This is a genomic window from Microbacterium sp. 13-71-7, from assembly GCF_002257455.1.
Classification (GTDB): Bacteria; Actinomycetota; Actinomycetes; order Actinomycetales; family Microbacteriaceae; genus Microbacterium.
Window position 1 is genome coordinate 1 of the sequence record NZ_NCKN01000122.1, and the last position, 12322, is coordinate 12322.

The 12322-nt window shown below is 71.8% G+C and carries 13 protein-coding genes; 5 read left to right on the top strand and 8 right to left on the bottom strand.

Going from position 1 to position 12322, the window contains the following annotated elements; all coding sequences use genetic code 11:
- Positions 1-325, bottom strand: a 325-nt coding sequence (locus B7X32_RS12490) for a hypothetical protein (RefSeq protein WP_292719988.1), incomplete at its 3' end; no start/stop codon positions are given.
- Between the two features lie 289 nt (positions 326-614).
- Between B7X32_RS12490 and B7X32_RS12495 the strand changes: the two genes are divergently transcribed.
- Positions 615-1529: a sugar kinase gene (locus B7X32_RS12495; protein ID WP_292719990.1), complete on the top strand. Its 915-nt coding sequence runs from the start codon at positions 615-617 to the stop codon at positions 1527-1529.
- Between the two features lie 41 nt (positions 1530-1570).
- On the opposite strand, the gene B7X32_RS12500 is transcribed toward B7X32_RS12495, so the two are convergent.
- Genes B7X32_RS12500 through B7X32_RS12520 form a run of 5 tightly spaced genes read right to left on the bottom strand, consistent with a single transcriptional unit; the run spans position 1571 to position 7129 of the window.
- A complete protein-coding gene (locus B7X32_RS12500) occupies positions 1571-2428 on the bottom strand; it encodes a MurR/RpiR family transcriptional regulator (protein ID WP_292719992.1) in 858 nt (285 codons plus the stop codon).
- A 54-nt stretch (positions 2429-2482) separates the two neighbouring features.
- A complete protein-coding gene (locus B7X32_RS12505) occupies positions 2483-4009 on the bottom strand; it encodes a glycoside hydrolase family 3 N-terminal domain-containing protein (RefSeq protein ID WP_292719994.1) in 1527 nt (508 codons plus the stop codon).
- Entirely contained in the window at positions 4006-4839 is an 834-nt protein-coding gene (locus B7X32_RS12510) for a carbohydrate ABC transporter permease (protein WP_292719997.1), read from the bottom strand. The genes B7X32_RS12505 and B7X32_RS12510 overlap by 4 nt, the downstream gene beginning before the upstream one ends.
- Complete coding sequence (locus B7X32_RS12515; protein WP_292719998.1) at positions 4836-5813, bottom strand: sugar ABC transporter permease; 978 nt, start codon at positions 5811-5813, stop codon at positions 4836-4838. Before B7X32_RS12515 ends, B7X32_RS12510 begins: the two co-directional genes overlap by 4 nt.
- Positions 5814-5824: 11 nt before the next feature.
- Complete coding sequence (locus B7X32_RS12520; protein WP_292719999.1) at positions 5825-7129, bottom strand: sugar ABC transporter substrate-binding protein; 1305 nt, start codon at positions 7127-7129, stop codon at positions 5825-5827.
- Between the two features lie 177 nt (positions 7130-7306).
- Between B7X32_RS12520 and B7X32_RS12525 the strand changes: the two genes are divergently transcribed.
- The 4 genes from B7X32_RS12525 (at position 7307) to B7X32_RS12540 (ending at position 10028) form a co-directional block, all read left to right on the top strand.
- Positions 7307-8173 (top strand): fused MFS/spermidine synthase, encoded by an 867-nt coding sequence (locus tag B7X32_RS12525; RefSeq protein ID WP_292720000.1) that lies wholly within the window; start codon positions 7307-7309, stop codon positions 8171-8173.
- Positions 8174-8357: 184 nt separating this feature from the next.
- Positions 8358-8885 carry a hypothetical protein gene (locus B7X32_RS12530; protein ID WP_292720002.1) on the top strand — a complete coding sequence of 176 codons (528 nt, stop codon included), beginning with the start codon at positions 8358-8360 and terminating at the stop codon, positions 8883-8885.
- Positions 8886-8946: 61 nt separating this feature from the next.
- On the top strand, positions 8947-9435 hold the full coding sequence (locus B7X32_RS12535) for a SprT-like domain-containing protein (protein ID WP_292720004.1): 489 nt from the start codon (positions 8947-8949) through the stop codon (positions 9433-9435).
- Positions 9432-10028 carry a hypothetical protein gene (locus tag B7X32_RS12540; protein WP_292720006.1) on the top strand — a complete coding sequence of 199 codons (597 nt, stop codon included), beginning with the start codon at positions 9432-9434 and terminating at the stop codon, positions 10026-10028. Before B7X32_RS12535 ends, B7X32_RS12540 begins: the two co-directional genes overlap by 4 nt.
- Here B7X32_RS12540 and B7X32_RS12545 read toward each other — a convergent pair.
- On the bottom strand, positions 9952-11412 hold the full coding sequence (locus B7X32_RS12545) for an ABC transporter permease (protein ID WP_292720008.1): 1461 nt from the start codon (positions 11410-11412) through the stop codon (positions 9952-9954). The genes B7X32_RS12540 and B7X32_RS12545 overlap by 77 nt on opposite strands.
- Positions 11409-12275, bottom strand: coding sequence for an ABC transporter ATP-binding protein (locus tag B7X32_RS12550; RefSeq protein ID WP_292720010.1), 867 nt, complete (start codon positions 12273-12275; stop codon positions 11409-11411). Before B7X32_RS12550 ends, B7X32_RS12545 begins: the two co-directional genes overlap by 4 nt.
- Between the last annotated feature and the right edge of the window lie 47 nt (positions 12276-12322).

The window sequence follows — 12322 nt, forward strand, 5'->3', positions numbered from 1 at the left end:
CCTCGATGGAGTACTTCTCGGGCTCGAGGTACGGGTTCGTGAACGAGAGCTGCATGGTCTCGCTCAGGTCCTCGATCGGGGAGATCTCCTCGAAGATCTCCTCCAGGCCGCTGGCCTGCGCGAGGTCCTTGCGTCCGGCCTTCTTGGCCTCGGCGACGCGCTGCTTCCAGGCCTCGTTGCCTACGAGCCAGTCGAAGGACTCGGTCTGCAGGGCGAGCAGGTCGGGGACCGTCAGCGTGTCGGAGATCTTGGCGAACGAGAGGCGGGAGTATCCGCGTCCGTTCTTGATGGTGGTGGGGGTGGATGCGTTGCGAGCAGCAGCCAAGGGAATAACCTCCGTGAGCCCCGAAGGGCGTCTCGATTCCTCGTCGTCAGGTGAGTGCGCCGCGTCACACGGCCGCACGCCGAAGGCGCTCTGTCGAGGAGCGAGGACGTACGGAGTCTGCCGACCACCATATGAGGGCAGGGAGGAGCGAGGCGCAAATATCAACTATAGGCCCGAAATCGCGACATGTCCAGCGCGATTCTTGACCTTCTGCCCCGAGGGGGGTATAACCACGAGCGCGCGGCGCCCGGACGCGTGCATGTCGGCGGGATCCGGTATCGTCGCGAGCGTGCCCGAAACACCGTTGATCGCCTGCTTCGGCGAGGGCCTCGTGGCGCTCGTGCCCACCACGGCCGGTCCACTGGAGAGCAACCGGACGTTCCAGCGCTCCCTGGCGGGCGCGGAGTGGAACGTCGCGCTCGCCGTCGCCTCGGCGGGCTCCCGCGCCGCCGTGGTCTCGCGGGTGGGCGATGACGGCTTCGGCCGCTTCCTGCTCGCCGAGCTCGCGCAGCACGGCGTCGACGCCTCCGCGGTCGAGATCGACCCGGCCGCCCCCACGGGGCTGTACGTCAAGGAGCTCTCCGCCGAGGGCGAGGGGCCCGTGCAGAGCGCCATGCACTACTACCGGGCCGGGTCCGCGGGCAGCCGGATCTCCCCCGCGACCCTGCACACGCCGGCCGCGGAGCGCGTGCTCGCCGAGGCGGCGCTCGTGCACACGACCGGGATCACCCCCGCACTGTCCGAGGGCGCCCGCGCCGCGCAGGACGAGCTGTTCGCCGACCGCGGCGACCGGCTGATCGGCTTCGACGTGAACTGGCGTCCCGCGCTCTGGCAGGGCCGCGAGGACGAGGCCCGCGAGCTGCTCGGCGGATATCTCGCCGCGGCCGATGTGGCGCAGTGCAGCGCGCACGACGCCGAGGCCGTCTTCGGCACCGGGGATCCGGGCCGTCTGCGCGCGCTGTTCCCCGGTCCGAGGTACCTCGTCGTGACGCGCGACGACGGCGCCACCGCGTTCGACGGCGCCGAGCGCGCCGACGCCCCCGCCGTGCCCTCGAACGTGGTCGAGACGATCGGCGCCGGCGACGCCTTCGCGGCGGGCTTCCTCGCGGGAGTGCTCAGCGGGCTGTCGCTGAGCGGCTGCGTGGCGAGGGCCAACCGCATCGCGACCCGCGCGCTGGGCAGCACCCGCGACCACGTGGACTGAGCAGGACCCGCTTCGCCCCGGGCAAGGCCGCCAAGGCCGCCTCAGGCGCCGCGGACCGCACGACGGGTCGCGCGCAGCGGTTCCGTCACCGTCTCCCCGCGGTGCTGCACGACCCGCACGAACAGCAGGTCGAGCACCGCGAGCTGCGCGATCCTGCTCGACATCGCGGCCATCCGCAGCGGCGATTCCTTGGCGCGCGTGCGGAGCACCACCTCGGCCACGCCGGTGATCGGCGATCCGGGGGCGTTCGTCAGCGCGACCGTGAAGGCCCCTGTCGCGCGCGCCACCTCTGCGGCCCGCACGGTCTCCGCCGTCACGCCGTCGTGCGACACCGCCACGGCGACGTCCTCCGCCCCGAGCAGCGACGCGCCGGTGATCGCGATGTGCGGATCCGGCGAGTGCACGGCGACGCATCCGATCCTGGCGAGCTTCAGCTGCATGTCCTGCGCGGTGAGGGACGACGCCCCCTGCCCGAACAGGTGCACCTGCCTGGCGCCCGCGATCGCGGCGGCCACGCGGTTCAGCGCGGCGAAGTCGAGGCCGGCGACGGTGTGCTCGATCGCGCCGATCTCGCTCGCCGCCAGCTTGGCCGCGACCGCCTCCACCGGGTCGCCGGGGTCGATGACGGCGTCGTCGAAGCCGAAGCGCTCCTGCTCGGCCTGCGCACGCGCCACGGCGCCCGCGAAGGCCACGCGCAGCTCGCGGTAGCCGCTGAAGCCCAGGGTCTGCGCGAAACGCGCGACGGTCGACAGCGAGGTGTGGCAGAGCTGCGCGAGGTCCGTGATGGCGAGATCCACGACGAGGGTCGGGTCGGCGAGCACGCGCTCGGCGACCCTCGCCTCCGCGGCGCTCAGCCGCGGCAGGGCCCCGCGCACCACGGCGAAGACGTCTGCGTCCATCACACCCCCTCTGCCTCCCGAAGGGAGCGGATCATCGCTCCCGAAGGGAGCGGATCATCGCACGGCGCCGACGAGCCTCTCCCGGGCGAGCTCGGCGCCGATCCTACTCGCGGAACCCACCTCGATCACCGACACGCCCACGCCCTCCGCGGGCAGGCCGACGTTGACCGCCACGACCTCGGCCGCGCGCGCGGCGAATTCGCCGACCAGCGCGCGCTGCCCCTGGTCCGTGTCGATCCGGTCCACGAGCAGCGCGATCCGCCGCCCGCCGGCCTGCGCGACCGCCGCGTCGACGGCCGCACCGCGCTGATCCTCGTCCAGGCGCGCGGAGTCCAGGCGCACCGTCGCGGCTCCTGCGGCGAGCGCCTCGGACACGTAGCCGGCCGCGCTGTCCACCGCGAGCGTCGAGCTGCGGCGGGCGTCGACCACGAACGGGGCGCCCTCGGCCGTCAGCTCTCCTCGTACGCGCAGCGCGCGGCGCACGATGCCTGGGCCGTCGAAGGCGGCGTCCGCGGCGGCCGCAGAGGACGTCTCCGCGAGCTTCGCCGCGAGCCGCGCCACCCTGGCTCCGGCCTCGACCACGCGCTCCCGGGGCAGGGTTCCGTCCCGCAGTGCGGCGACGATCGCGTCCCGCGCCGTGCGGTAGTCGTGCTCGTCCTGATCCGGCAGCGCGGCCGCACCGGGATTCGTCGGATTGCCGATGCAGAGCAGGTCGGCCCCGGCGGCGAGCGCCAGGACCCCTCCCCCGCCGATGCCGACGGACTCGCGGATCGCGGCCATGTCCAGGGCGTCGGTGATGATGACGCCGTCGAATCCGGCCTCCCGCAGCATGCCGAGCACGCGCGGGTTGAGCGTGGCCGGCTCCTCGCCCCACGCCGGGACGACGATGTGCGCGGTCATCACCGCGTCCACGCCCGCGGCGACCGCGGCGCGGAACGGCGCGAGGTGCACGCGCTCGATCTCGGCCGGATCCACGGCGATGCGCGGAAGGTCGTGGTGGGAGTCGACGTGCGTGTCGCCGTGTCCGGGGAAGTGCTTGACGCAGGCGGCCACGCCACCCGCCTGGATGCCCTCGACGGCGGCGACCACGTGCCGCGAGACCAGGTCGGCGTCGGCGCCGAACGCGCGCACGCCGATCACCGGGTTGCGCGGATCCGTGTTCACATCGGCCACGGGTCCCAGCACGACGTCCGCGCCCACGGCGCGCACGCGGCGCGCGAGCTCCGCGCCGGTCGCCGCGGTCGCTGCCACGTCGTCGAGCGCGCCGAGCTGGGCGGCGCCGGGGAGGGTGGATCCTGTCGCCGCCTCGAGCCGGGTGACGCTGCCGCCCTCCTCGTCGACGCCGATGAGCGCCTGCGGGTTGGCGGCGCGGATCCCGGCGCTCAGGGCGGCGAGGTCGGGGCCGATGTTCTGCGCGAAGTAGACCACGCCGGCGAGCCCGTGCTGCAGCGCCTCATCGAGCCACGCCGGCACGGTGCGGCCGTAGAAGCCCGGCCACAGCACCGCATTCGCGAGACGCTCGAGCTCCGCCGTCTCGGCACCGCCCGCTGATCCGGCGTCGTTCGCCTCTGCCACGCTCATCCCTTCACCGCTCCTGCGACGAGTCCGGCCGAGAGCCGGCGCTGTACCAGGACGAAGAAGATCATGACCGGGATCGTGATGATCGTCGACGCCGCCATGATGCTGCCCCAGTCGTTGGAGTGCTCGCCGAAGAACGACTTCAGACCGATCGAGACAGTGTACTGATCCTTGGCCCCGCCGAGCATCGTCATGGCGAAGATGAACTCGTTCCAGGCGGTGATGAAGCTGAACACGCTCGTCGCGACGAGGCCCGGCATCACCAGCGGGAGCAGGATCGAGCGGAACATCCGCCACCAGCTCGCGCCGTCGATGTAGGCGGCCTCCTCGAGCTCGATCGGCACGGCCTGCACGAAGCCCCGCAGCATCCAGATGCCGAAGGCGAGCGAGAGGGCGGTGTAGACGACCATGAGGCCGAGAATGTTGTTCAGCAGCCCGAGGGTCTTGACCTGCAGGAAGAGCGGGATCACCAGCGCCTCGAGCGGCACCATCTGCACGACCAGGATCATCAGCAGCACCGAGGTGCGGAACTTGAACCGGAACCGCGCGACCGCCACGGCCGCGAGCAGGCAGACGAAGCCGGAGACGAGCACCGTCACGAGCGCGACGAGCATCGAGTTGCGCAGGAACAGGAGGAACCCGCCGTCGGTCAGCACGAAGGCGAAGTTGTCCCAGGTGAACTCCTTGGGCAGCAGCGACTGGCCGCCCCCGGAGGCGCGCTTGTCGAAGGCGCTGGAGACCATCCAGTAGACGGGGAAGAGCGTGAACACGAGGACCACGGCCACTGCGACGGTGAGCCCGATCCTGCCGAGCACGGGGTGACGCGATTTCACAGCTCGTCCTCCTTCATGAGCGCGCGCACGTAGATCGCGGTGATCCCCAGCAGCACGAGGGTGAGCAGCACGGCGAGCGCGGAGCCGAATCCGAACCGGTTCTGCCCGAAGGACTCGACGTACGACCACACGCCGAGGTTCAGCACACTGCGGTTGCTGCCGTCGCCGCCCGGCATCAGGAACACCTGGGCGAAGACCTTGAAGTCCCAGATCGTGGACAGGATGATCACGACCGAGAACACCGGCTTGAGCGTGGGGAAGACGATCTTCCAGAACCGGCGCCACGCGCCGGCGCCGTCGATGGCCGCCGCCTCGAGCATCTCCTTGTTGACGCCGAGCAGGCCGGCGAGGATCGTCACGGCGACGAAGGGGAAGCCGTGGTGCACGATGTTCAGCAGCACGATGGCGAAGAACGCCCACCGGTTGGTGAACCAGTTGACCTGGCCGTGGATGAGACCCAGATCCTGCAGCACGCTGTTGAAGATGCCGTGGTCCGCGTCGAAGATCCAGATCCACACGTAGGTGCCGGTGACCGCGGGCATGGCCCACGCGATCATGACGCAGCTGGCCACGATCGTGCGCCACACGGGCCCGAGGCGGGCCAGCAGCAGCGCGACGAGAGTGCCCACCACGACCGTGGTGAACACGGACACGACCGCGAGGCCGACCGTGTTCGGCAGCACGACGGTCCACAGGGTGGGATCGCTGAGCGCCTCGACGTAGTTGCCCAGACCGATCCAGTTGCTCCGGCCGGTGTTGATCTCGCGGAGGCCGTAGTTCTGCAGCGAGAAGATCACGACCTGGACGAGCGGCCACAGCATGAGCGTCGCGAGGATCACGAGCGCGGGGGCCAGCAGCAGCCAGGGCCGGGCGGTCGCCCAGCGGAACCGGCGTCTGCCGGTCGGGCCGCCGGCCGCGGAGGAGGAGCCGCGCTCCCCCTCCACGACCGGCAGCGGTGCCTGCACCATCGACATGGAGGTCGGACCTACTTCTTCTGGTTCAGAAGGTCGGTCATCTCCTTGGCGGCGTCCTTCGTCGCGGTGGCGACGTCCTTCTGACCGCTCAGGATCGACTGCATCATCGAGTTGGTCGTCTTCTTCGCCTGCACGGCGCCGAAGTTCGGGCTGACCGGAACGGATCCGCCGCCGTCGACCATCTGCTTCGCGAACGGCGCGACGAGCGGGTCGGTGGAGGACAGCGCGTCCTTCATCGCGGACTGCACGCCCGGGAAGTAGCCGGTCTGGCTCGCCCACTCCTTGGCCAGGTCGCCCGTGGTCATCATCTTGGTGAACGCCCACGCGAGGTCGGGGTTCTTGGTGGTGTTGAAGATCGACAGGTGCGAGCCGCCGAGCACCGACGGGGCGATGCCGCCGTCCTTGCCCGGGATGACCGCGGCACCGATCTTGCCCTTGAGGTCGGGGTTGGCCTGGATCAGGGCGTTCGGGGTCCAGGAGCCGGAGAGCATCATCGCGACGTTGCCCTGGGAGAACGCGTCCTTGAGGTCGGTCTCCTTCCAGGTGGTCGCGCCCGCCGAGGAGAAGCCGTGCTTCGTGGCGAGGTCCGTGTAGAACTGGATCCCCTCCTGCGACTTCGCGCTGTCCATTCCGCTGGTCCAGGTGCCCTTCTTGTCGGTCGCGATCTCGCCACCGGCGCCCCAGACCCAGGGGTAGACCTGGAACTCGGCGGCGCCGGGCACGGGGAACGCGAGCATGTTCGGGTCGGCGGCCTTGATGGCGTCGCCGGCCTTGACGATGTCGTCCCACGAGGTGGGCGCCTTGAGGCCGAGCTTGTCGAACACGTCGGTGCGGTAGACGATCGAGCGCACGCCGGCGTACCACGGCATGCCGTAGAGGTGTCCGTCGTAGGTGCCCGCGGTCTTGAGGCCCGCGACGAGATCGTCCTTCAGGCCCTTCTCGCCGTCGATGTACTTGTCCAGCTCCAGCAGCGCGCCGGCGTCCGCGAACTCCGGGGTCCAGGTGGTGCCGACCTCGGCCACGTCGGGCGTGGTGCCGCCGGCCATCGCCGTCGTGAAGCGGTCGTGGGCATCGGCCCACTGCACCTCTTCGATCTTGACCGTGGCGCCGGTCTCCTTCGTGAACGCCTTCTCGACCTTGTCGTAGAAGGCGGTCGCGTCGGGGTTGGTGCCCTTCATGATCCAGACGTTGAGGGTCTTGCCCTTGCCGTCGACCGGGCCGTTGGAGGCGGCGGGGGCGCTGCCGCCGGAGCAGGCCGCCAGGCCCAGCGTCGCCACGACGCCGAGTGCCGCGACGGACAGAATGCGCTTGTGCATCGGGTGAATCTCCTCTTTGAAATCGCTGGGCGAACGTGCCAGGTAGGAAAAAGTATCCACGCTGAACAAACTCTCTGCAAGTTTCTTCCAAGCTCGTGATGCACCCGTGATCTGCTCCCCGATCCCTCCGAGCCGTCCCCGCGGGCCTGTCGCGTCGCGCGGCCCTAGGCTCGTGTCATGGGCAGAGCGCGTGCGAAGGACACCGAGCATCCGGCCGCGCGACTCGCCTCGGGCGGGATCGCGCGCGTCGTCCCTGCGGAGTTCGGCGGCGGCTACGAGCTGCTCATCGAGGACACCCCGCAGTCGCATGTGGACCTCGCGGATCCCACCCATCTGCACTTCGAGTACATCGTGCGGATGGGCGCCCTGATCGATCAGCTCACCTCTCCCGGCGCGCCGATCACGGCCGTGCACCTGGGCGCCGGCGCGATGACCCTCCCCCGCTACATCGCCACGACCAGACCAGGATCCCGCCAGCAGGTGATCGAGCTGGAGGCGCCGCTCGTCGAGCTCGTGCGCGAGCATCTCCCGCTGCCCCGCGGCGCCGCGATCCGCATCCGCATCGGCGACGCCCGTGAGGGCGTGCGCCGCCTGCCGCCGGCGCTCAGCGGGGCGGTCGATCTCGTGGTCGCCGACGTGTACTCCGGGGCGCAGACCCCCGCGCACCTGACCAGCGTGGAGTTCTACACCGAGCTCGCCCGGCTGCTCGGGCCGGCCGGCGTCCTGCTCGTGAACGTCGCCGACGGCCCGGGCCTCGCGTTCGCACGTCGGCAGGTGGCGACCATCCGCGCGGTGCTCCCGGAGGTCGCGATCCTCGCGGACGCGCAGATCCTGAAGGGGCGCCGCTTCGGCAACCTCGTGCTCGCGGCGTCGAGGGGCCCGCTCCCCGCCGAGGCGCTGCCGCGCATCCTCGCCGCGGGTCCGCACCCTGCCAAGCTCGCGCACGGCGCCGAGGTGATCGCCTTCGCGAAGGACGCGGCGATCGTCACAGACGCGACCGCGGTGGCCTCGCCCCGACCAGACGCGGGGCTGTTCCTGCGCTGATGCCCTCCGGCCCCGGCGGGCCGTTCCTGCGCTGACCGCCCGGCGACGGCGGGCTGCGGCACGGAGCACCCCTGACCCGGCGTCCTGCGCCGGTTTCTCACGGCACGCCCTGGGGCCTTCGCGGATGCGCCGGATCGGGAGGCAGACTGGAGAGCACGGCGAAGCAGTGCAGGAGGACGGGCGCGTGGGCTACATCAAGGGATACGACCCGGACTCTCTGCGCGAGCTGGTGGATCCGGCCGAGTGCGAGGCGCGTCTGGACGAGATCGCCGACCTGCGCAGCCTGCCGTCGATGCTCGAGCGGGTCTGGCTGCTGAAGGTGCTCGGCCGTCTGGACGACGCCCTCCGCCTCGCGGACGAGGCCGTGCGCCAGGCGCGCATGGCCGGCACCAGGAAGGACCTGCTGCGTGCGCGCGTGCTGCGCGCGACCGTGCAGCAGTACCGCGGCGCGCACGCCGCCGCCGATCACGAGCTGGCCGCCTGCGTGGCCGAGGCGGAGGGGCAGGGCTGGGTCCCCATCGCCGCCTTCGCCCATCAGCACCGCGGCCGCAACGCCTTCGAGGCCGGCGACTACGACCAGGCCCGCGACAGCTTCAAGCGCACGGTGTTCCTGCGTCGCGAGGCCGGCGCCGACGATGCCGCCCTGGAGGCGGCGCTGCTCGCCGTCGACACGGTCGAGCGCCGGCGCGACCCGGTCGCCGTCAACGGCTGACGCGGGGCTGATCCCGGGGCGTTCGCGCCGGAATGTCGGCGGCGTCCCCTAACGTGAATGCATGGCCGAGTTGGAACGAGTCCGGATCTGGGGCGAAGCGCTCATCCGGCTGCATCTCGATCCGACCTGGTCGTTCGGTTTCGACAACGCCAAGCGCCGGGCGGGCGCCTGCAACTACCGCGACAAGCGGATCACCGTCTCGCGCTACCTCGCCGCCCGGTTCGACGACGACGAGATCCACCAGGTGCTCCTGCACGAGGTCGCGCACGCGGTCGCCGGCCACGACGCCGCGCACGGCGTCGCCTGGAAGCGGGTCGCCCGCGCGCTCGGCTACGTGGGCGGGACCACGCACCACGGCGAGACCGCGACCGAGCTCGCCCCGTGGGTGGGCCGCTGTCCGACCGGCCACGTGACCTACCGGCACCGGCGCCCCACGCGCGCGTCCTCGTGCGCGCGCTGCTCGCGGCGCTACGACGAGCGCTTCCTCCTGGTCTGGACCCGCCGTGAGATCACCGCGGCCGACCGCCGCGCGGCGGTGATGCCGCGATGACGACGAGCAGCCTGAAGCTGCGGCACGTGCAGCTGAAGTTCCGGATCCCCGCGAGCGCGGACGCCGCCTGGGCCGCACTGCATTCGCCCGCGGTGCTCACCGCGCTCTACGCGCCGGTGCTCGTGGTCGAGCCGCTCACGCACCAGGAGGAGGACTCGCTCCTGCACAGCGCGGTGCGGCTGCGCCTGTTCGGGCTGGTCACGGTGGGCACCCAGCTGATCGGGGCGTACGACGAGGTCCGCGAGCACAAGGGCGAGACCGTGCGGATCCTGCGCGACAGCGGCATCCCGCTCACCGGACCGCTCTCCTCGCTCGACGTCTGGGACCACCGCATGGCCGTCTCCGCGCTGCCGGACGGCCGGTCGCTCTGGCGCGACCGGCTCGTCTTCGGCGGGCCGGGATCCCTCCTGCTGCTGCCCGTGCTGTGGGCGGCGTGGCAGTGGCGCGGATGGCGGATCCGCCGCCTCTCCCGCACCTGGGACAGGGCCGCGGAGGTCCCCCGCGACCCTGCACCCCTCAGTCCGCGGCGAGCGCCTCGACCGGGGCGACGCGGGTCGCGAGCCGGGTCGGGGCGGCGGACGCCACGAGCGTGAGCACGGCCGTGCAGGCCACGATCGCGACCACGGGCACCCACGGCACGACCGGCGGGATGAGCCCTGCCGGCTGGAAGTCGGGCATCGAGGGCACCGAGCCCAGCAGGGACTGCGCGGCGATCCAGCCGTAGGCGACGCCCAGCACGAGGCCGGTCGCCGTGGCGGCGATCGTCACGTGCGCGGCCTCGAGCAGCACCATGCGGCGCACCTGCCGGCTGCTCAGCCCGATCGCGCGCAGCAGGCCCAGTTCGCGCCGGCGCTGCACGACGCCGATCGTGAGCAGATTGACCAGCCCGACCGCGGCGATCACGGCCGACACCGCGACCAGCACCATCATCACGGTGCCGAACGCATCGAACGGGGCGAAGAACCCCGGCGGCAGCTCCTCCGCGCTCGAGCGCACCATGAGGGCCTTGGCCGATTCCAGTGCGACCGCGAACATCGTCACGAGCGTGACCCCCATAACGACGCCGATGGCCATCCGGCTGGACCGCTCGGGGTGGCGCAGCGCGTTCTCGGCGGCGAGCCGGGCGGTCGCGCCGCGTCCGAAGAGGCGTCCCACGAGGCGCAGCACGGGCGGCATCACGAGCACCGACCCGATCGCGAGCCCGCTGAAGGAGAACACCCCGCCGAAGAACGCGACCACGACGCCGAGCGGCGAGGACAGCCCGACCACGACACCGCCGGCGAGCAGCACGCCGCCAAGCACGAACATCGTGATCGCGCCGAGATGCCTGGTGCCGCCGGATCCGGTCTCGGCGACCGTGCGCTCGGCGGAGCCCGCCAGCGCCTGCAGCGGGGTGACGGTCAGCACGCGCCGCGATCCGGCCCAGGCGGCGAGCCACGTGGTCAGCGCCACGCCCACGGCGGGGATCAGCGCCCCCGGCTGCAGCGGCGTGAAGCCCTGCGGCGGGTGCGCGAAGGCGAGGGATCCGATCGCGCTGCCGCCCCAGCTCAGCAGGACGCCCGCGACCAGCCCCAGCACGGCGCCGATCACGCCGACCGCGAGGCCCTGGCCCGCGACCTCCGACCGCTGAGACCGGGCGGAGGCGCCGATCAGCCGCATCAGAGCGATGCGCCGGGTGCGGCCGGCCACGATGGTCGCGAAGGTGTTGGCGGTGACGATCGCCGCGACGTACATCGCGACCGCGGTGAGCAGCACCGAGAGGATGCGCATCACGTAGGCGAGGGTCTCGCTGTCGCCGAGGAAGGGATCGTTCTGCAGCAGCGCGCCCAGGTAGAACGTGGTGTCGACGAGGATCACGCCGAACGCGGCCGTGAGCGCGGCGACGAACACGCTCGAGCCCATGCCGCGCTCGCGCAGGAACGCGAGGCGCGAGGGGGTGAGCGGCGTCTCGAGCAGGGTCGGGGAGAGGGCGGTCATGCGAGCGCCCCGCTCGGCTGGGCCGCGGGCGCGGGGGCAGAGGCCCCGGCGGGCACGGCGGTCGCGGTTGCGGTTGCGGCGGACGTCGCGGGCGCGGAGGTCGGAGCGGGCGCGCTGCCGGAGAGCATGAGGGCGGCGATCTCGTCCGCGGTGCGGCGCGGGTGGTCGGCCACGATGCGGCCGTCGCCGAGGAGCAGCACGCGGTCGGCGTAGCTCGCGGCGATCGCATCGTGCGTGACCATCGCGATCGACTGACCCTGCTCGCGGCTCGCGGTGGAGAGCAGCTGCAGCACCTCGCGCCCGGAGGCGGAGTCGAGGTTGCCGGTCGGCTCGTCCGCGAAGACGAGGTCCGGCGCGGTGGCGAGCGCGCGGGCGATCGCCACGCGCTGCTGCTGACCGCCGGAGAGCTGGTGCGGGCGGTGCCGCAGCCGCGGCCCGATGCCGAGGATCTCGACGAGGGAGTCGATGCGCGCTCGCTCGATCGCGGACGGGCGCCGCCCGTCGAGCTCGAACGGGAGCAGGATGTTGCCGAGCGCGTCGAGCGTCGGCACCAGGTTGAACGCCTGGAAGATGAAGCCGACGCGCCGACGGCGGAGGATCGTGAGGTCGAGGTCGCCGAGACCGGTGATCTCGGTGTCGCCGATCCACGCCCGCCCCTGGGTCGGAGTGTCCAGGCCGGCCATGATGTGCATGAGCGTGGACTTGCCCGAGCCGGAGGCGCCCATGATCGCGGTGAACTGGCCGCGGCGGATGCCGACGCTGACGTCGTCGAGGGCGCGCACCGCACCCTCGCCGGATCCGTAGGTCTTGGTGAGGTGCTGAACGCGGGCCGCAAGACCCAGGTCGGTCGTCGTGATCTCCATGTCTTCGACGCTAAGGATCCGCCCCCTCCCGCCGCGTCGCTCTCTGA